Source organism: bacterium (assembly GCA_016699995.1).
Classification (GTDB): domain Bacteria; phylum Patescibacteriota; class Doudnabacteria; order UBA920; family UBA920; genus UBA920.
Window position 1 is genome coordinate 148,363 of record CP064996.1, and the last position, 21,276, is coordinate 169,638.

The following is a 21,276-nucleotide window of genomic DNA, read 5'->3' on the forward strand; positions in this document are numbered from 1 at the left end:
GGTGGAACCGATATACCGCATAGAAAGGCATATTTTGCCAATATCTATCATTAATAAGAAAGGATATTATGATGCTTTTACAAGACGCAGAGGGTGCTGATAAAGCAGCAGCTGACGCAGATGCTGCGATCGGCGAGGCAGATGCAGCGGTCCAAGAGGCAAAGCAAAAGGCTGCAGATGCCCGGCAAGAAGCTGCCGATGCTCATAGTGCCGCGGCAGAAGCTCATGAAGCAAATTCTAGTACCGAAGATGGGCTTTAATTGATTGTTATAGGTTACTCGAAATTAAACATTAATTATTAAATATTAAAAGGAAATAAAATTATGGGAATTATTTTATGGTTAGTATTCGGCGCTATCGCCGGTTGGTTAGCTTCGTTGATCATGAAGACTGATGGTCAGCAAGGCGCCTTAGGGAACATCATTGTTGGTATTATCGGAGCTGTCTTAGGTGGTTTCATCATGTCGATGGTTGGTGAATCCGGAGTGAATGGCTTCAACATTTATAGCTTATTGGTAGCCATTGGCGGCGCTATTGTGTTGCTATGGTTGGTTCGAATGTTCCGCGGCCGCGCTGCATAGATTCGTTTAAGACCAATCGTTAAAATTAATAACGAAAGGAAAGATATGGCTAATTCAGATACAAAGGTAACAAACCCTTTTACCTGGTTGAAGGAAGACCATAAAGCTGTAGATGAATTGTTTGAAAAGCTATCAGATACTACCGAGAATGCTCTCAAAACGAGAGAAGAGTTGTTCACCAAGTTGAATGATTCATTGACACGTCATGCTGAATTAGAAGAAGCTGTGTTATATCCAGCTTTAGAAGAGATACGTAAAACGCATGACATCACGATGGAGGCTTTCGAAGAACATCATGTCGCGAAACTTCTCTTAAGCGAATTAAGTAACCTTGATGTTGATACAGAGGAATGGACAGCAAAGCTAAAGGTGCTGCAGGAAAATATCGAACATCATGTCGACGAGGAAGAGAGTGATATGTTTAAAAAAGCCCAAAGCGCTCTAACAGAAGAGCAGCAAGAGGCGTTAGCAAAGGACATGGAAGCCTTTCTGGTCAACTACTAAATTTGTTTTTGCCCCAGCTGGTTTTATAACAACATCAGCGGCAGCAACACTCTCGACTAAAATAAGAACCGCTTATCTGAAAGCTATCAGATAAGCGGTTTTGTAGTGTTATGCCACGCGGGTTAGACCGCATAAGCAGCAATTTGTTCATCGGTCACGCCGAAGTCTTTTTTGAATTCATCAAGGAAAAAGGTGTACTTCCCCCCTAGGAATTCAACCGTTCTGAGAACGTCGCGCAGCGCGTTTCGCATGGAGACAGTTGCACCCGGAGACGGCGTGGTGTTTAAAATCACGCGATCGCCTATGATGTTTTTGTCTCCCATGACTAGCGGATTGTCGGCGTCTAGGTCGATTATCTGCGGGCGGCTGCCACCGTGCCCTGCGTACAGTTCCAGCTCGTCTATTTGCAAGTCGGGAATAATCTTCCGTGCTTCTCGCAGCACTAAGTATTTTCCCATCCTTGGAGTCTCGAACAAGACGTTCTTGATGCCGTACGTAGCCAGATTGTTCTTGCGTATGGAACGGACGAACGCCCGCCAGCCTTCGAGAGTGGTGAGCAGCGGGGTGTGAAAATAGTCGGTGACAGTGCTGTAGTCCCTTCGGATCATCATTAGTATGATCTGCGTTGTTGGGCCAAGCTGGACAACATTTGTAACCAGGTTGCGGTCCATGTGGAAAGCGGCGAAGGGGATGCTGTCGTTTTGTACCGTATAGACTTTGCCCCGAATATCCCTTTCAACTTTATAGAAGTTACCGCCGACATTGAGCATTGCGTAACGCAGCCCAAGGCCGAGTTTGTGAGCATAGCTAAGGCTATAGGCTCCGGCCGCAAACTCTACTGTGCTGGCATCGATGACCATGCCGTTTTTTGTCATGATCCTGTACCCGGTAGTGATCTGGTTAACGTCCTTGATAGGGATAATTGTTTCCAGAGGGGACTCCCAGTGCACTTCCACCTTTTTACCCGGCACTGCCATTGCATCTTTAATGAGTTCCCGAGCATAGAGCTGATAGTTCATGCAGATGCGGTTGGGGGTATACAGGGCCATTATATCGTCCGGGCCGGTTTTTAACCTGCCAGACATGACTTGCGGTTCTATGACAGATATTTCTTTGCCGTAGATTTCCCTAAGATCGGGATAATCTTCCTTAATAGCCTGAAAGCGATTTCGGAGAAGATCGCATTCCGATTTGCCGACGCCTATGACCATGCCGGGAACTGTAGTGAATAGTCCGTCAACATCTTTTTTGGTGATATAGCTTCGGATGAGCTTTCCGGCAAAGTGAACCTTTCGGGCCTTTTCCGGGGAGTAGTTGGTTTCGGTGTCGCCCTCGTGGAGGGTTTGCGCGTTATTCTCGTGGCTCGAATTTACCAGTGCGGCGTCCTTATACCTTTCAATAATCACGATGTGATTTATGTCGGTGTATTTTGCTGCCAAGTAAGCGGCAGCTGCGCCGGTTACGCCAGCACCCACTATTAGAAAATCGCAATTGATCTTTTTATCGGTGAACATTTTATCATTCCTCCAAATGAAAATTTTACCTAGAAATATACCATAAATAAGCTTAAAAGTCAACTAAATAAGCTAAAAAATGGCTTATTATTGACATTTTTGGTATTTTCGGTTATAATAGACAGTTCGCAAAAGCAATAGTGGAGGACTAATATGGGACAAGAAATTGTTACAAATAATGCTAATTCCAGCGCAGGGGCCGAAAAGGTTTATGCGATTACAGTCATCCCCGGAGACGGGATAGGACCGGAGGTAGTTGCCGCAACTCAAAAAGTTTTAGAGGCAACCGGTCTAAACTTCGACTGGCAGATTCAGTTGGCTGGCGCGCATGCTTATCATCATCTTGGTGATCCGCTGCCGCAGCAGACACTGGATTCGATCCGTCAAAATAAAGTCGCGCTCAAAGGCCCGACTCATGTGGCGAAAGGTGCTAATTACGGCAGCATTAATGTGGATCTTCGTAAACAGTTTGATCTGTACGCGAATGTTCGGCGATCTTATGCTTATACCGGAGTGCCTGCCAGGTATCCTGGTGTGGACTTAGTGGTCTTTCGCGAGAATGTGGAAGACTTTTATTGCGGAACAGAACGTTTTGTTGACGAGGCTGAGACAATAGCTGAGGCTACTGGCGTGATTACCATGCCAGGTTCGGAAAGAATTTTCCGGGCTGCATTCGAGTACGCTCGCAAGAAGGGGCGAAAAACAGTGACAGCAGTTCATAAAGCCAACATCTTCCCCAAATTTTACGGGACATTCTTAAATGCTGGCCGCAGGGTCGCTGAACAGTATCCGGAAATCGAGTTTAACGATCGCATTGTCGATAACATGGCTATGCAGCTCGTTGTTAATCCGCATCAATTCGATGTGATTGTGTGTACGAATTTATTCGGCGACATCATTTCCGACTTATGCGCAGGATTGGTTGGTGGTCTGGGCGTTGCTCCGGGTGCTAACATCGGAGATGACTGCGCGATCTACGAAGCAGTACATGGTACGGCTCCGGATATTGCCGGTAAAAACATCGCTAATCCCACCGCGCTAATTTTGAGCGGAGCAATGATGCTTTCACATCTGGGAGAAGAGCAAGCGGCAAGAGCAGTGCGCAAGGCCTTGATAGGCGTTCTTGCCGAAGGCACTCACGTCACGGCGGATATTGCAGTCAGCACTCCAGTCGGGACTGAGCAGATGGCTTCTCACATAGCTAGCCGGGTCAGAAATTTGAGCATGGCAGCAGCACGTGCGTGATCCGCTCGTGTGATCACAGCTCGGGAGGAGATATGCAAACAAGAGAACAGAAAACGTCCGAAGTAATTTTGGTTCTCGCCACTCCTGATGATGCTAAGGAATTAGCGGAAGCAATGAGAGGGGCGGAACTGAAAAACTTTGCGCAGCTTCAGAATGATGTTACCGATGAAGAAGAGCGAGCCTATCTGAAAAGAAAACAGGACGAAGGTTCGCTGATCTATTTGGTTATGGCTAACGGCCGGATTGTGGGCACAGTTGGCTTGCATGAGGTGGATATGTTTATGCGCATCGCGCGCATAGGCGTCACCATCTTTCACAGCAGAGACAGACATGCTCATTACGGCAGGATAGCGATGACCAAGCTCATCGAACTGGCGTTTACGGTTCATGGCATCGAGCGGCTCGAAGCAAAGGTTGTTGCGACAAACCAAAAGCAAATCGCTTGGGACGAAAGCTTCGGCTTTGTCCGTGAAGGTTTGGCTCGCGGCAAGTATTTGATCAACGAACAGCGGCTTGATATGGTAACGCTAGGTCTGCTTAAAACAGACTGGTTAGAAAAGAACGGAGGTAATGGATGAAATTTTTCAGTAAATCAAGTTTGATAGCTTTTTTGCTAGGGGTACTGTTAACGGTTAGCGCCGTTATGGTAAGCTCGTGCAATGAGCAGCAGAGGGCTCGTCAGTTAGGCGGCAATAGCACTGTCGAATTGCCGCAAGGCCAGAAGCTGGTTATCATAACCTGGAAAGAAGGCAATCTATGGTATTTGACTAAGCCCATGACGGGTAGCGATACCGCTGACACTTACACATTTAAGGAGTCTAGCGGGTACGGAGTCATGGAAGGGACTGTAATAATCAAAGAACGCAAGTAGTTCTACAGCCGGCACGAAATATGTGCCGGCTTTTTTATTTTCAACGCATCGCAGCTTTTGAGGTATTACTCATAAAAATCTAAAATCTTTTTGTATTATTCGTTGACATTAAGCCAATTTTATGATATTATAAAATCAGAAAAGTATCGGATAGCCGATACAGTATTGCTCAAACGAGCAATTACAGTTTCGAAACAAAAATAAAAACAAAATCGAATATGTCAGAGCATGAAAAGCAGAAGTTATTGGCATCTGGTAAGCTTGTATCCATTTCTCAGGTGGCAGAGCAGACTCCTTACAGCGCCGAATACATCTCCTTGCTTGTAAGAAAAGGGAAGATCCCAGCGATAAAGATTACGCGTGATTGGTTAACTACACATCAGGCGGTTTCTTTGTATGTAAAAAAGCAAAAGGAAAAGCATAAACAACTTTTAAAGCGATTTGATCGGGTTGGGAGGGGAGTATGAACATCAAGCAAGCTTTAAGATATTTATTAGTCGTTGCTTCGATTGTGGCCGCAGGATTTTTCCTTACTTTGTCTCCCAATAAATCGCTTGCTTCTGACCAAGAAGTCTTAAACACTTCTCAAACCGAGTCATCGACACTGGAAGAGAGTAATATCTCGGATGCTGCCTCTTTAGGAAGTAATTTAGATACAGATCAGGAACCCCAACAAGATCCAGTAGTCGCAGAGGAAACAGCCGATCTCGAGCAAAATGTGAGTTCTGAACAAGTTCCTGATACTGCTTCGGAAACCACTCAGAACGAGCTAGATCAAGAGCCTCAACAGCCCACCACAGTCGAAGAAAACAATCCTGCTTCTGACCTCGGGCAGGGTCCTGCTGATGATAGTAGCGAAGAAAATATTGTTGAATCATCAGATCAGAATCAGGCGTCTGCACAAATTGATCTCACTCCTACTGTCATTGAACAAACAACTGCCAATGGAAAGATTGTTGTGATCTCTGCGACAGAGGAGCAGGAAGCAGTACATCAGTTCTTAGACGTGCCGGTGAAGACAGAAATCCCAGAAATATTCAGGGTAGGTCAGGAGACTTTAATTAAAATCAAATGGCAAAATAATAATGGTCAGGATATGCAGTTCGTTGCATATGACGATGACGAGGACGGATATATTGATCACGTTGCTTGGGTGGTTCCTCATTTATCTGTTCAGACGTTCGAAATAATTTTTATTTCTGATGCACTACTTTTGGATGCTGATAAAAACACAATCTTAGATATTTATAATCAAGTTAATGCTCGCGACTACGATTACGCTACTGTTATCGATGGTCAGTTTGTAAGAGTAACATTCGAACAGCTGCTTAACAGCACAAAGGATATTACGCTGTTTGCAAAAGCTACAGACCCAAGCCAACCTGCCATTATCGAAGTTTACACTACTGGCGGCGAGCTGCTCGCAACATTTTCTGAAATCGCCGAAGACGGTAAATATAGAATCCTGCTTTCGAACTTACAGAATCCAGCTTCGGTATTCGATTTAAGAATTATCGGAAGTGCGGATATAGATTTTATAGTTGACCCTCCGCTTACTGCGTATTGGGTGGGAGGCAGCGGTGACTGGTCTGATGCTGCTAATCACTGGGCGACTACATCTGGAGGAACCCCAAATGCAGCAAATGCACCAGATGCAACCAGTAATGTTGTCTTTGATGCTTTGTCTGGCTCATCTACAGATGTAATCAATATTGACGTGGCGGCAACAGTTGGTTCGTTAACCATTAATGGCTATGTAGGAACAATTAAGCAAAATGCAGACTTAATCATTACTAACTCCGGTGGTCAGTCTGGTGACTATTCTCAGGTAACGGCCGCGACTTGGACCACACCAAATCCGGCTTCTGATACTTTCTCTGCAACTGGAAGCTTCTCCATTAGTGCCGGTATATTTAGACGATTTACTGGAACCGGAATTAGTGTAGATCCATTTGTAATCTACGATGTGTACGGTTTGCAAGCTATGAAGACGAATCTGGCCAATTCTTATAAGCTTAGCGGTGATATTGATGCGTCAGTAACTTCTGGATGGAATGCAGGCCAAGGATTTATTCCGGTTGGAGATAACGTTAACAACTACACGGGCAATTTTGACGGAGCCGGTTTTACGATTAGCGATTTATATATTAACTCGACGACTTTAAGTTATGTCGGGCTTTTTGGCTATACACTTGGCAGTATTCAGAATCTTGTTTTGGCTGATGCGTCTATCACTGGTATTGGTACCATTGGTGCTAATGGTTCTGACGGAGCCGCAGGTACTAATGGGACTACCCCAACAGCAGGCGGAACAGGCACAGTAGGTTCTGCTGGCGGCGCTCTATATATAGGAGGTTTGGCTGGTTATAACGCTGGCACGATTACTAATGTTAGCGTATCTGGAACAGTTACAGGAACAGGCGGAACAGGTGGTAACTCTGGTAATGGTGGTGCTGGTGGTAATACTACTAGCGGGGCTACTGCTGGCGGAGCTGGCGGAACCACGTTGGCTGGTGGAGCTGGCGCAGTTGTATATAGTGGCGGCTTAATTGGATATTCTGCACAAGGAAGCATCGAGAGCTCTAGTTCTTCGGCTGCCGTAACAGGAACAGGCGGAACAGGTGGTAACTCTGGTAATGGTGGTAATGGTGGTAACAATGCCGGAACAGGAGCAGGTGGTGCGGGCGGAGGAGCTGGCGCAGGCGGAGCCGGTGGAATTAGCTATGCCGGCGGTTTGATTGGGTGGGTTAACTCTGGAATGGTTGTCACATCTTTTTCTACAGGAAGCGTCACAGCAATCGGCGGCGCAGGCGGTTTAGCTGGAGCTGCTGGTTCTGGCGGTAATCCAGGGACGGCGGCAGTTGGTGGCGCAGGCGGCGCAGGCGGCGCTGGTGGCGCAGGCGGTGCTAGCTATGCCGGCGGATTAGTCGGTGTGAACTTGGGTAATGTTAGATACGCTTCGTATGCAACTGGAAATGTCATCGCCACAGGTGGTACTCCTGGCAACGGATCGGCTGGCGCAGCAGGGACCGCTAGTACAGTTGCAACTACTGGTACTGCTTCAACTGGCGGCGCAGGCGGTGCGGGCGGTGCAGGAGGTGTTGCCTATGCAGGTGGCTTGGTTGGTCAGAACAGCCCCGATGGAGTAATTAGCGGTGTAACCAGTCCCAATTATGCGACAGGCAATGTTACTGCAACAGGATCTAATGGGCAGAACGGTAATGTTGGCGGTACAGGCGGAAGCGCAGCAGCAGGAACAGCTCATACCGGGGGTACAGGCGGAGCTGGGGCTGTAGGCGGGGCAGGAGGTGGCGCATACGCCGGTGGATTAGTCGGTATTAACTCTGGGGTGATTTTAATTTCAAATTCTAATACAGGATTAGTAACTGCTACGGGTGGTAATGGTGGAATTGGCGGTACAGGCGGAACTGGCGGTGCAAAGGGTTCAAGTGGTGCTAACGGCGCTGGTGGTGCATCGGGAACAGGCGGTTCGGCTAATGTAACTTCAGCATACGCCGGCGGATTAGTCGGGAGCAATGTCGGTGCAATTCAAAATTCATTCTCCACTAATGCAGTGTCCGGTACGGGCGGTAATGGCGGTAATGGCAGTAATGGAGTTTCTGGTTTAGCTAACTTGGCTGGCATCGCTGGTGGTACCGGTGGGGCAGCAGGTGTTTTATATATTGGAGGTGTCGCAGGGAATAACACCTTAACAATCACAGGAAGTTACCACACTACTGGAGCAGTAACGGGCACTGCTGGTGCTGGCGGATCAGCCGGGGTTGGCGGAGCAGGTGGTACGGGCGGACTAGCCGGGGCAGGTGGTACCGCTACAATAGGGGCAATTATTTATGCCGGTGGAGTAGTTGGCCATAACTCGGGTATTTCTTTAATAAACAATTATTCAACCGGTACTGTTACTGGTACAGGCGGTGCTGGAGGATCTGGTGTTACAGGCGGCAACGGAGGTACTAGTCTTGCAGGTATTGCTGGCACTGCCGGAGCTGCAGGAGGTATTGCTTATGTTGGGGGTGTTGTTGGTTTTACAACTAATGGTGAAATATTAAGTTCTTATTCAACGGGTGATATCGTAGCTATTGGCGGCGCAGGCGGCGCAGGCGGTGCCGGTGGAATCGGCGGAACAGGTGCTGCTTCTACAACGGGTGGAGCAGGCGGCACAGGTAGCGCAGGCGGCGCAGGCGGTGCTTCCTTTGGAGGCGGTGTAATAGGTCACTATGTTCTAGGACCTATCGAGGCAGTTTACAATACTGGGAGTGTAACCGTGACTGGCGGCGCCGGTGGCGCAGGCGGCGCAGGCGGTAATGGCGGCAACGGTGGAACAAATGCCATTGGCGGTATCGGCGGCGCAGGTGCTGCTGGCGGTGCGGGAGGCGTTGCTAGTGCCGGGGGCTTAGCCGGACAAAGTACTGGTGTTATTCAGGGTGTGTCATATTCAACAGGAAATATTACTGCAACTGGTGGAACCCCAGGGGATGGTGGTAACGGCGGCGATGGTGGTGCTACGACTGCTACATTTAACTCAACTGCAGCAGCAGCAGGCGGCAATGGCGGAGCAGGCGGTGCCGGAGCGATTGCCTATGCCGGTGGGTTAGTCGGAAATAACGCTAATATTATTTTGAATTCTTATGCTTCAGGAGTAATAACCGCAACCGCCAGTAATGGTAAAAATGGGGCTAACCCTGGTGCCGCTGGTAGCGGCGCAGCAGGTGGTTCTAGTCATGCGGGCGCAATTGGTGCAACAGGCGGCGCTGGTGGGGCAGGTGGGGCATCATACGCCGGCGGATTGGCAGGAATAAACACATCGACTATTTCAAATTCATATATCCAAACTGGCAGTGTAACTGTAACTGGTGGCAACGGCGGTAATGGCGCAAACGGTGGCGCAGGTGGTATTGGGGGTACAAATGCAATTGGCGGGGTTGGAGGTATTGGTGGCGCAGCTGGTATTGGTGGCGCAGCTTTTGGCGGCGGCGCAGCTGGTCATAATAATACTGGCGGTGTTATTCAAAATGGCACTTATTCTGATGTAGACATATCCTCGATAGGTGGTAATTCTGGCACCGGCGGCACTGGCGGCGCCGGGGGAATTAGGGCCATCGGAGGTGCCGGCGGCGCGAGCGGTGGGGCAGGTGCAATTGCTTACGCAGGAGGTTTGGTAGGATTGAATACTGCAGGCATCTCCGGATCTTATGCTACAGGTGACGCGACTGCAACAGGCGGCATTGGTGGGTCGGCTGGTTCTGGCGGCAACGGCGGCAGTGGTACAACGGGAGCAGCTGGGGGAGCTAACGGTGGAACAGATGTGGCTGCTAGCGTATTGCTTCGTGCAGGCGGCGCTGCTTATTCTGGTGGATTGGTTGGGTATAACATAACTAATGGTATTATTCAGGGCACCTCGTATGCAACGGGCGATGCAGCTGCTACAGGTGGCGCAGGCGGTGCTGGGGCAACAGGAGCTAATGGTGGAAATTCATCAGGCGCGGCTGCAGGCGGCGCTGGGATTGCCGGCATCAGCGGTGGCACCGGCGGCGTCGGTGCCGCAGGCGGACTAATCGGTTGGAATATCGGCGTCGTGAGTGCAGATTCTTATGCGCAGGGTAATGTTTCTGCTACAGGTGGAGCTGGCGGAGCAGCAGGCGGATCTGGCAATCAGGGTTCTAGTGGTGCTGGTAATGCTGGCAGCGTAGGAGTTGCAGGTGGCGCCGGAGGTGTTGGCGGTGCTGCGTATTCAGGCGGCGTAGTCGCGTACAATGGAGTATTGGGTTCTACTATTAGTACTTCTAATAATATTGGTACGGTAACCTCTATTGGCGGAGCAGGGGCAAATGGAGCAAGTGGCGGAACTGGCGGTACCGGCGGCAGTTCTGCCGGGGCGATTGGCGGCGCAGGCGGCAACGGTGGCGCAGGCGGCGCAGGCGGAGCTGCGTATGGAGGAGGGGTTGCTGGGTTAAATATTGGTTTAGTCACGGATATTGCTTACACCATTACTACTATAACTGTCACCGGCGGCGCGGCAGGCAATGGCGGCGCAGGCGGCCATGGTGGGGCAAGTGGAAATATTTCTGGTGGTACATCTGCAACTGCTGGCGCCGGTGGCGCCGGTGGCGCAGGCGGAGCTGCATATATTGGTGGTTTGGTTGGAGACAACTCCGGAGTAATTCACAATTCAACAGTTATCGGCAGTTTAACAGGGATTAATAAAAGTGGAGGTGATGGCGGAACTGGTGGAACTGGTGGAAGCGGCGCGGCAGGCACGGGTGGACATAATGGCGGCATCGGCGGAGTAGGTGGCGCAGGTGGTGCGAGTGGGGCCTTGTTTATGGGGGGGATTGCCGGTCAAGGAAATGGTAATATATCAGATTCCAGCAGTACCGGTGGTACTATCACTGTGGCGTTGTCTGTTGGTGGAGGAACTGGAGGCAACGGCGGATCAGGCGGTGCTTCTGGTACAGGCGGTAGAAACGGGACCGGCGGCGCTGGCGGAGCAGGTGGAGCAACCGGTGCAATTTTTGTTGGTGGGGCAATTGGGCATAATTCTTTAGCTAATGTTTCTTTTGATAATATATTTTCTACAAATCATGTTTTAGTTAATGCTGATTCCGGCGGTACTGGCGGAGCCGGTGCTAACGGGTCTAATGGTGCGCTTGGCGGAGTAGGTGGCGCAGGTGGTTCTGGTGGTATAACCCAGCCAACTTCGCTTAGTGCTGGCGGGTTAATTGGGGATATTGTCGGTGCGGGTTCATCTGTGCTGAATTCTTATGCAACAGGGAATGTCACTATAACCGGTGATACCGGCGGTGTCGGCGGAGACGGAGGTTCGGGAGGAGCTGGTGTCGGCGGTATGACCGGAGGAGCTGGGGCTGTGGGAGGAGCTGGTGGTGCAGGCGGCTATGCTTATGGCGGCGGTTTGATTGGTTTTACTACGACAAACATATTTGTGGGCAATTCGTATGCGACTGGCAGTCTTACTGTTGTCGCGGGCAGCGGCGGCGCGGCTGGCAATGGCGGCGCAGGTGGCGCAGGCGGTTCGTCGTCTGTTGGCGGCGCAGGAGCAATTGGTGGCGCAGGCGGTGTCGGTGGGATTTCTTTTACGGGTGGACTAATCGGTGCTGCTGTCACTGGTGTAGTAACTAATTCCTATTCTACTGGGACTGTGTTAGGTACCTCCGGGAATGGTGGAAGTTCTGGCAACGGCGGCAACGGCGGAGCTGGAGGCAGCGGCGCGATCGGTGGTATTGGTGCTGTGGGAACAGTAGGTGCTGCTGGTGGCGCAAACTTTACAGGCGGTCTAATTGGTGATCATGCTCTTACTATTGAAACTTCAAATCATGTTACTGGAGCGGTGACTGGTATTTCTGGCAACGGCGGTAACGGCGGGGCAGGCGGGAGCGGGGGAGCTTCGGGTGCCATTACTAATGGAACAGCGGCAGCTGGCGGGGCAGGTGGCGCTGGCGGTGTTGGTGGAGCACTCAATGTAGGTGGTCTTGTAGGCAGAAGCAGTGCTGCAACAGGGATTATTAATAATTCATACGCAACTTCTGACGTTAACGCTACAAGCGGTAACGGCGGTAACGGCGGATCCGGTGGCGCTGGCGGTGATGGTTCGGCAGGAACTAACCATGCAGGCGGAGCCGGCGGTGTCGGTGGGGCAGGCGGCGCAGCAGCTGTAACGTTAGCTGCTTCATTGCAGATCGGTGGCCTGGTTGGTCAAAATGCCTTAGGTACAATTACTAATTCTTATACTCAAACCGGCACCGTTACTGCTAGTGGAGGATCAGGCGGAGCCAGTGCTCAGGGCGGTCTAGGCGGGACCGGAACAGGAACTGCATTATATGGTATCAGTGGAGCCGGCGGCGCAGGCGGCGCAGGCGGCGCAGTTTATGCTGGCGGATTAGTAGGTTACTCTTCTGGAGTAATTCAAGAAGGTTCTTATTCTAAAACAAGTATAGAGATCACCGGCGGAACCGGTTCGAATGGTTCGGCTGGCAGAAGCGGGGCATTAAATAGCGGTGTGGCTGGAAGTGCCGGCGGAGCCGGCGGAGCCTCAGGTTTGGCTTATATCGGAGGTTTAGCCGGATACTCAACATCGGACATTATTTTATCGTACGCGAGTTTTCATGCTGGGTCAGGCAAAGGAAATATAATTTTCCATGGCGGTATAGCCGGTAGTGGCGGCAACGGCGGGGATGGCGGCTCTGGCTTAACTGCTGGTAGTGTTGGAGGCGCAGGCGGCGCAGGGGGAGCCGGTGGCGTGGAGTCGGGAACGTTCGTAGGAGGTCTAGTCGGGTACAGTTCTGCTACAGGAGTAATAACTTCGTCCTATTCTGAAATTTTAACTATATCAGGTAATGAACAATCTGATGGCAACGGCGGCAGCGGCGGCAACGGTGGCGCAGGCGTTGGTTCCTTTATTGGTGGTGTAGGCGGAGCAGGCGGTGCCGGCGGCGCAGGCGGTGTTCGTGGGTTCGGTGGTTTAGTAGGTGATAACTTGGGTACCATTCAGTCCGATTCATATTCATCAGTGTCTATAAATATTAATGGACGAAACGGCGGCAACGGCGGCAGCGGCGGCAACGGCGGCGCTTCCGGTTCTTCGATTTCGACTGGAACTGCTGCTGCAGGTGGTGTTGGTGGCGTCGGGGGTGCAGGTGGTGCTACGTATGGGGGCGGATTAGTAGGTCGCATGACGGGTACTACTCAACTTTTGCAAATTTTAAATTCATACGCTACAGGTTCTGTGACGGTGGTTGGCGGCAACGGCGGCAACGGCGGCAACGGCGGAGCAGGTGGCGATGGTTCGGCTGGTACTTCGAGTCATATCGGCTCGGTCGGTGCTCTTGGCGGGGTTGCTGGTGTTGGTGGAGAGGCGGACGCCGGTGGGTTAGTTGGGATTAGCAACTTTACCAGCGGGACCAGTAACTTTTTATATACATATGCAACTGGAAATGTGTCTGCTACAGGCGGTAATGCGGGGACCGCGGGCGTATCTGGCAATGGCGGAGCATCCAGAGCAACTATTACAGGCGGCGCAGGTGGTGGTGCGGTAGCGGCAGCAGCCGGGGGTGCTAGCTATGCTGGCGGTTTGATTGGTAATAATAGAATTACTACTGGTTTAAGTGACGCTATTGCGTCGTATGCAACAGGGAATGTCTCTGCTACTGGCGGCAATGGGAGCAATGGTAGCGTTGGAGGCAATGGTGCAAATGGTGCGGCTGGTGGTGTTGGCGGTGCAGGCGGCGCTGGTGGTGCCGGGGGTGCCGGAGGCGAGTCTAATGCAGGTGGATTGTTAGGATACGGAAGTGTAACAACCGGTGGTAGTAAGTACTTCAACTCATATTCTACTGGGAACGTGGTTTCATCTACAGGCGGCAATGGCGGCAATGGCGGTAGTGCAGGCACTGCTGGCAACGGCGGTTCTGGTGCGGCCGGTGGTGCGACAGGCGCAGGCGGCGCAGGCGGCGCAGGCGGCGCCAGTTATGCAGGCGGCCTCACGGGTCAGTTAGTGGGAGCTGTTTTGATCACTACCAGCTATTCTACTAGAGATGTACTTGCTACAGGCGGAACAAGCGGTAATGGAGCAGCTGGCGTGAACGGCAGTAGTGGAGGCTCTGGCGCAATTGGCGGTGCAGGCGGCGCTGGTGGTGCGACAGGCGCAGGGGGCGCTAGCTATGCTGGTGGTTTGATTGGTAGCAGTGCCGGTATTATTGGTGGAATTTCTTATGCTACAGGAAACGTGACTTCTAATGGAGGCCAGACTGGAACTCCAGGCGCAGGCGGCGCAGGCGGCGCTAGTGGGAATATTTCTGGATCAACAGCAGCAACTGGCGGCGCAGGGGGCGCAGGCGGCGCTGGTGGTGCTAGTTATGCGGGCGGTTTGGTAGCAAACAATGCTGCGACAGGTATAATTTCTTATTCATACGCTACAGGTTCTGTGACTTCTTTAGGAAGAAATGGTGCTAATGGAGCTAATGCCGGTAGCGGGGGAGATGGATCTCTAGGCACGGGCAATCATGCCGGTGGCGCAGGCGGAACTGGCGGCGCAGGCGGCGCAGGCGGCGCTAGTTATTCGGGCGGGCTAATTGGTAATAACATCAATACCACGAATACAACCACTGCTAGCTATTCGACCGGTAACGTAGTAGGAACGAGTGGAACCGGCGGTAGTGGAGGTGTTGGTGGCAACGGCGGACTTCCAGGAAACGTTGGAGTCGGCGGTGTTGGCGGCATAGGCGGTGTTGCCGGAGCAGGCGGTGTTTTATACACTGGCGGTTTTGTAGGTTACAACAATGGAACAATTCAACAATTTTCATATTCAACAGGTAGCGTTTTGGGTACTGGCGGTGCCGGCGGAGCTGGAGGAACCGGCGGAATCGGAGCAAATGGCTTGAATGGAACAACAGCTAATGGCGGTAATGGTGGAGCAGGCGGCGCCGGCGGCGCCGGCGGCGCAGGTGCTGTGGTTTATGGCGGCGGTTTTACTGGATGGAACAATACTGCACGTACAATCAGGGACTCTTCTTCTAGTGGAAATGTCACATTAACCGGAGGAACCGGAGGTAATGGAGGAGCCGGAGGTAATGGAGGAACCGGAGGTAATGGTGTAGACGGCGGGACTGGTGGAACTGGCGGCGCAGCTGGGGCCAGAACTGCTGGTATAGTCGGTGGAATAGTATATGGCGGCGGTTTTGCTGGTTATAATGTCGGTACTTTGTTCGCAAATTATTCCGAAGGGGATGTGGTAGTTACCGGCGCTGCTGGTGGCGCAGGTGGTTCGGGCGGAACAGCAGGTAATGGCGGCGACGGCGGCGCGACAGGTGCCGGAGGGATAGGCGGTGCTCAAGGTGCTACCGCAGCAGGCGGCGCAGGCGGCGTTTTATATGCAGGCGGTTTTGCCGGATACAATTTTACGGCAGGTCTAATTCAGTATTCTTGGTCATCAGGTGACGTTACTACTACCGGAGGTAATGGCGGCGCAGCGGGTATTGCAGGAACTTCTGGTAATGGCGGCAACGGCGGCACGCTTGCAGGCGGCGCAGGCGGCGCAGCTGTTGCAGGCGGCGCAGGCGGCGCAGGTGGAGCCAGTTTTGCCGGGGGATTCATCGGTGCCTCTTTAACAACCGGCAGTTTTGATACAAGTTATTCTTACGGTAACGTGACTATGACAGGTGGTAACGGTTCGATGGGTGGAACTGGCGGGGCAGGCGGCAATGGCGGTATCGGGGGATCGGGCGGTTCTGGCAATGGCGGTAACGGTACTGTGGGAGGTGTCGGTGGTGTTGGTGGTGTCGGTGGAGCAGTAACGGGTGGAGGTTTGGTCGGTCAAAACACTGGAGCGATTACTAACGCTTACTCTCTTGGAAATGTAACTGCGACCGCCGGAACTCCTGGGAATGGTGGCACTGGCGGTACTGGCGGCAATGGTGGCGCTGCTGGAGGCGGTTCCGTGGGTACCAATGGCAATGGCGGTGCAGGTGGAGCGGGTGGCGCAGGTGCTAACGCTCATGTTGGTGGTTTGCTTGGAAGCCATGCTACATCTGTAATAACAAATGTTTATTCGTCAGGTTTTCCTTCTGGGATTAAGTCAAATGGAGCAACTGGCGGTGCAGGTGGAATCGCTGGTACTGGCGGCAGTGGGGGCAGTAATGGCGCCACAGGTGCTACTGGTTCTTCTGCTTCGACTCAGTATTTAGGCGGTATGACAGGTTTGGCTTCTAGTGGTACTTATGTGTCTACCTATTGGGACACAGATACTTCTGGTTTTGGTGCAGGAAGTGGTGCAGGAAGTGGTGCAGATCCATTAGGAATGACTGGCAAGACTACTGCCGAGATGGAGCAAGAAGCAACTTTTGTTGGGTGGGATTTTACGTCTCTTGTGTGGGATATTGAAGAGAATAATACTTACCCTCATTTTAGTTATCAGACCGTTCCAGGCAGTCCTATTAATGTTGTGGCTGTAGCCGGTAACGGGGAAGCAACTATTACCTTTAGTCCTCCAGCTGATAATGGAAGCTCCACTATCACTTCTTACACCGTGACATCTAACCTTGGTCACACCGCTACTGGCGGTTCTTCGCCTATAACCGTAACCGGGCTTACTAACGGCGTGACTTATACTTTCACAGTCACGGCTACAAATTCTAGCGGCACTAGTATTTCTTCTGCAACCAGCAACGCCGTGACTCCAGCCACAGTGCCAGACGCTCCAACTGGAGTGAGCGCCGTGCATGGAAACGGCCAGGCTACAATTAGCTTTACTCCTCCAGTTGATAACGGCGGCAGCGCAATTACCGGTTACACCGTGACATCTAACCTGGGTCATACAGCTACTGGCGGCTCTTCGCCTATAACCGTAACCGGCCTCACTAACGGCGTCACCTATACTTTTACCGTAACGGCTACTAATGCGGTCGGGCCAGGAGCTGCATCGGGGACCAGCAACGCCGTTACTCCGGCGACTGTGCCGGGTGCCCCAACTGGAGTTAGCGCTGTTCACGGGAACGGAGAGGCTACAGTAACATTTACTCCGCCCGCATCAAATGGCGGCTCCACTATCACTTCTTACACCGTGACATCTAACCTGGGCCATACAGCTACTGGCGGTTCTTCGCCTATAACCGTAACCGGGCTTACTAACGGCGTGACTTATACTTTCACAGTCACGTCTACAAATGCAGAGGGTACAGGCGTAGCTTCTGGCACCAGTAATTCGATTGTGCCATCTACGGTTCCAGATGCCCCAACAGATGTAAGTGCAGTAGCGGGCAATGGTCAGGCTACAATTAGCTTTACTCCTCCAGTTGATAACGGCGGCAGCGCAATTACCGGTTACACCGTGACATCTAACCTGGGCCATACAGCTACTGGCGGTTCTTCGCCTATAACCGTAACCGGCCTCACTAACGGCGTGACTTATACTTTCACAGTTACAGCCACGAACATCAATGGTACCGGATCGGCGTCTGGTGCATCCAATTCGGTTACTCCGTCTACTATTCCAGATGCCCCGACAATCGGTACTGCTACTAGAGGCGATGGGGAAGTGGTGATTACCTTTACTCCGAATGGCAATGGCGGTTCGGCTATCACAAGCTACACCGTAACATCTAACCTTGGGCACACGGCCACTGGCGGTTCGTCTCCGATCACAATTACCGGCTTAACCAATGGTGTAACTTATACTTTTACCGTAACAGCTACCAACGCTAATGGTACCAGTATAGCTTCTGCAGCTAGCAATGCCGTGACATTTGCTTCGGCTCCCGATGCTCCTACTAGCGTGACTGCTGTAATGGGTAACGGTGAAGCAACTATTAGCTTCACTCCTGGAGCCAATAACGGTGCCGTGATTACTTCCTATACAGTAACTTCCAGCGGCGGACAGACGGCAACGGGCGGGGCATCACCAATTACAGTTACTGGATTAACAAATGGCACATCCTACACATTCACTGTAACTGCCACCAATGCAGTAGGGACTAGCGCTGCCTCTAATGCCAGTAATTCTGTTACCCCTTTGTCTGTACCAGGCGCTCCGACCGGAGTTTCTGCGGTTCGCGGAAATGGCGAGGCGACAATAACCTTTAGCGCTCCTGCGGATAACGGCGGCTCTGCAATTACTAACTACACCGTAACATCTAACCTTGGCCACACCGCTACTGGCGGGTCATCTCCTATTACTATCACAGGTTTAACCAATGGCGTTACCTACACATTTACCGTAACAGCTACTAACTCTTATGGAACAAGCGTGGCATCTGGCACAAGTAATTCCGTCACTCCAGCTACAGTTCCAGGCGCTCCGACCGGAGTTTCTGCGGTCATGGGCAATGGCGAGGCGACAATAACATTTAATGCCCCAGGCAGCAACGGAGGCAGTCCTATAACTTCGTATACCGTCACTTCTAACCTGGGTCACACGGCCACAGGCGGTTCTTCTCCAATTATCATTACAGGACTCACTAATGGTACCGCCTATACTTTCACTGTGACCGCAACCAATGCAATCGGTACAGGATCGGCTTCTTCTGCGTCTAATTCGGTCACTCCCGCCACAGTTCCAGGCGCTCCGACCGGAGTTTCTGCTATAGCGGGAAACGGCGAAGCGACAATAACCTTTAGCGCTCCTGCGGATAATGGTGGCGCTGCAATAACTTCGTACACTGTCACTTCCAACCTTGGGCACACGGCCACTGGCGGTTCGTCTCCTATCACAATTACCGGCTTAACCAATGGCGTAACTTATACTTTTACCGTAACAGCTACTAACGCAGCGGGAACCGGCGCTGCATCTAGTACTACAAATTCCGTAGTTCCTACCAGCGTTCCGGGGGCACCCACTTCTGTTTCTGCGACTGGCGGCAATGGTCAGGCCACCATCAGCTTTACAGCACCGGTGAGCAATGGCGGTTCGCCGATAACTTCTTATACAGTAACATCTAACCTTGGGCACACGGCCACTGGCGGCAGTTCGCCAATCACTATTACCGGGCTTACTAACGGAACTACATACACCTTTACTGTGACTGCTACAAACGCCGCGGGCACAGGCAGTGCTTCTGGAACTAGCAATTCAGTGGTTCCAGCAACAGTTCCAGGAGCCCCTACTAGCGTTGTGGCTGTAGCAGGCGATGGAGAAGCAACTATCACTTTCACAGCACCGGCTTCGAATGGCGGTTCTGCTATCACAAGTTATACAGTAACCTCCAACTTGGGCCATACCGCCACTGGGGGTAATTCTCCAATAACTTTGACTGGCTTAACTAATGGTGTATCTTACACCTTTACAGTCACGGCTACTAACGCAATAGGGACCGGTTCTGCTTCTACTGCTAGCAATTCCGTTACTCCTGCGACCGTGCCTGATGCTCCAACTAACTTAGCCGCTACTACGGGCGATACCCAGGTTAGTCTGACTTGGTCAGCCCCAGCATTCAATGGTGGATCCGCAATCACCAGTTACACTGTGACTTCTAACATTGGTGGACATTCTGCGACAGTTGCGGGCACCTCGGCCACTATGACCGGCTTAACCAACGGCGTAACTTATACATTCACCGTAACTGCCACCAACGCAATCGGCACGAGCACAGCTTCCGGAACAAGCAATTCTGTTACCCCGGCGACCGTTCCGGGTGGGCCTACAAACCTTGCGGCAGTTATCGGCGACAGTAGTGTAGACTTGTCGTGGTCTGCCCCGGCAAGCAATGGCGGCTCGGCAATTACAGATTACGTAATCGAATACCAGTTGACTACCGGCGGCTCTTGGTCCGTATTTGCTGACGGCGTAAGTACCAGCACCTCGACCACAGTTACAGGGCTTTCCAACGACAATTCCTACGATTTTCGAGTTAGCGCCAAGAATATCATTGGTGCAGGCAGTGCTTCTACAGATGTGTCCGCGACTCCCGGTGCCCCTGCTCAAGTATTAATCCAAAGCTTTACCGATCTGACTGTTACTACTATCGGTACGGCCGTTAGGATTACTAACGAAGGTTCGACTGCCTATGAATATCAGTACTCATGGTGCGTAACCGATTCAGATCTAAACACGTGCGGAGGTGGAGATGATATATTTGCTGCTAGCGCGGCCAAATTGATCAACCCGCTAGAAGATTTTGATACTACATTGAATTCAACGGTAGCAACTCCTGGTAGCTATTGGTTCCATTTGAATGTATTCTTCGGTTCTGAATCCTCATCTTCCACTCAATCCTTTACGGCAATAGCGGATTCCACCCCGCCTCCTAGCGGCGGCGGTGGCGGAGGCGGCGGTGGTGGCAGTTTTGCCCCTCCAGCAACTACTCCGCAAGCAGAAATTGCTCCGCATGCTGACGGCACACTTGTCCAGGATGGAAATACTTTCTACTTGGTCACAAACGGCCAGCGTATCGGATTTAGAGATGAACAGGAATACAAGTCTTATGGTTACACTTTTGAGCAAGCCGTTCCTGCGTCCGCTGCAGATAAATCGTTGCCGATGACGGGAATCGGACGAGCTATGGAGGGAACATTAGTGCTCGATGCGTCAGATGGAAAAACCGTGTACATGATAGGTTCCAATAGCACTAAGCGCGGTTTTGTTTCCAGCAAAGTGTTCCAGTCTCTTGGCTATAGTTTTGCTAATTTGCCAAAGATTAATCTAAGCGACTATCCTACCGGCGATCCAATTGGCGACGCTACTAAGCCACACCCTGATGGTGCTTTAGTTATAGAAAACAAGACAATTTGGTGGATTCGCAATGGTCAAAAGACCGGTTTTGAAAGCATGACAGTGTTCAATACTTACGGGTTTAATCTGGCACGCGTGGTGAAAGCAAATAGCGCCGATCTCGCTCTGCCGGAGGGTCCATTGGTTAAACTGAGAGATGGTACTCTGGTTCTGGATCAGGGAAATTACTTTGTCATTTCTCGCGGTAAGAAGTGGGCGTTCTCCGGTGAAAGCGCGCTAACTGCCGCCGGTTATAAATTGAGCAACGTGATATTTACTAGCTTGGCCAATTACGAGTACGGGGGATTGCTCAGGTAAAAAGACAACACCGCC

At 51.5% G+C, this 21,276-nt stretch carries 9 protein-coding genes; 8 read left to right on the plus strand and 1 reads right to left on the minus strand.

Annotated features, from left to right (window positions below; genetic code table 11):
• The first annotated feature begins 68 nt into the window (after positions 1-68).
• The 3 genes from IPM19_00765 (at position 69) to IPM19_00775 (ending at position 1,085) form a co-directional block, all read left to right on the plus strand.
• Positions 69-260, plus strand: coding sequence for a hypothetical protein (locus tag IPM19_00765; protein ID QQS23086.1), 192 nt, complete (start codon positions 69-71; stop codon positions 258-260).
• Positions 261-323: 63 nt separating this feature from the next.
• Positions 324-581: a GlsB/YeaQ/YmgE family stress response membrane protein gene (locus IPM19_00770; protein QQS23087.1), complete on the plus strand. Its 258-nt coding sequence runs from the start codon at positions 324-326 to the stop codon at positions 579-581.
• A gap of 45 nt (positions 582-626) precedes the next feature.
• Positions 627-1,085, plus strand: a complete 459-nt coding sequence (locus IPM19_00775) for a hemerythrin domain-containing protein (GenBank protein ID QQS23088.1) — start codon at positions 627-629, stop codon at positions 1,083-1,085.
• A gap of 122 nt (positions 1,086-1,207) precedes the next feature.
• On the opposite strand, the gene IPM19_00780 is transcribed toward IPM19_00775, so the two are convergent.
• The gene (locus IPM19_00780; protein ID QQS23089.1) at positions 1,208-2,599 is read right to left on the minus strand and encodes an FAD-dependent oxidoreductase; all 1,392 of its coding nucleotides are present in this window, start codon (positions 2,597-2,599) and stop codon (positions 1,208-1,210) included.
• Between the two features lie 153 nt (positions 2,600-2,752).
• Here IPM19_00780 and IPM19_00785 point away from each other — a divergent pair, with 153 nt between their 5' ends.
• The 5 genes from IPM19_00785 (at position 2,753) to IPM19_00805 (ending at position 21,261) form a co-directional block, all read left to right on the plus strand.
• Entirely contained in the window at positions 2,753-3,844 is a 1,092-nt protein-coding gene (locus IPM19_00785) for an isocitrate/isopropylmalate dehydrogenase family protein (GenBank protein QQS23090.1), read from the plus strand.
• Positions 3,845-3,876: 32 nt separating this feature from the next.
• Positions 3,877-4,422, plus strand: coding sequence for a GNAT family N-acetyltransferase (locus tag IPM19_00790; protein QQS23091.1), 546 nt, complete (start codon positions 3,877-3,879; stop codon positions 4,420-4,422).
• Entirely contained in the window at positions 4,419-4,715 is a 297-nt protein-coding gene (locus IPM19_00795) for a hypothetical protein (protein QQS23092.1), read from the plus strand. The genes IPM19_00790 and IPM19_00795 overlap by 4 nt, the downstream gene beginning before the upstream one ends.
• Before the next feature lie 218 nt (positions 4,716-4,933).
• Entirely contained in the window at positions 4,934-5,182 is a 249-nt protein-coding gene (locus IPM19_00800) for a hypothetical protein (protein QQS23093.1), read from the plus strand.
• A complete protein-coding gene (locus IPM19_00805; GenBank protein QQS23094.1) occupies positions 5,179-21,261 on the plus strand; it encodes a fibronectin type III domain-containing protein in 16,083 nt (5,360 codons plus the stop codon). The genes IPM19_00800 and IPM19_00805 overlap by 4 nt, the downstream gene beginning before the upstream one ends.
• The last annotated feature ends 15 nt before the right edge of the window (positions 21,262-21,276 follow it).

Coding starts and splice junctions, on each gene's coding strand:
- IPM19_00765 (QQS23086.1), top strand. CDS start 69: ATGATGCTTTTACAAGACGCAGAGGGTGCTGATAAAGCAGCAGCTGAC.
- IPM19_00770 (QQS23087.1), top strand. CDS start 324: ATGGGAATTATTTTATGGTTAGTATTCGGCGCTATCGCCGGTTGGTTA.
- IPM19_00775 (QQS23088.1), top strand. CDS start 627: ATGGCTAATTCAGATACAAAGGTAACAAACCCTTTTACCTGGTTGAAG.
- IPM19_00780 (QQS23089.1), bottom strand. CDS start 2,599: ATGTTCACCGATAAAAAGATCAATTGCGATTTTCTAATAGTGGGTGCT.
- IPM19_00785 (QQS23090.1), top strand. CDS start 2,753: ATGGGACAAGAAATTGTTACAAATAATGCTAATTCCAGCGCAGGGGCC.
- IPM19_00790 (QQS23091.1), top strand. CDS start 3,877: ATGCAAACAAGAGAACAGAAAACGTCCGAAGTAATTTTGGTTCTCGCC.
- IPM19_00795 (QQS23092.1), top strand. CDS start 4,419: ATGAAATTTTTCAGTAAATCAAGTTTGATAGCTTTTTTGCTAGGGGTA.
- IPM19_00800 (QQS23093.1), top strand. CDS start 4,934: ATGTCAGAGCATGAAAAGCAGAAGTTATTGGCATCTGGTAAGCTTGTA.
- IPM19_00805 (QQS23094.1), top strand. CDS start 5,179: ATGAACATCAAGCAAGCTTTAAGATATTTATTAGTCGTTGCTTCGATT.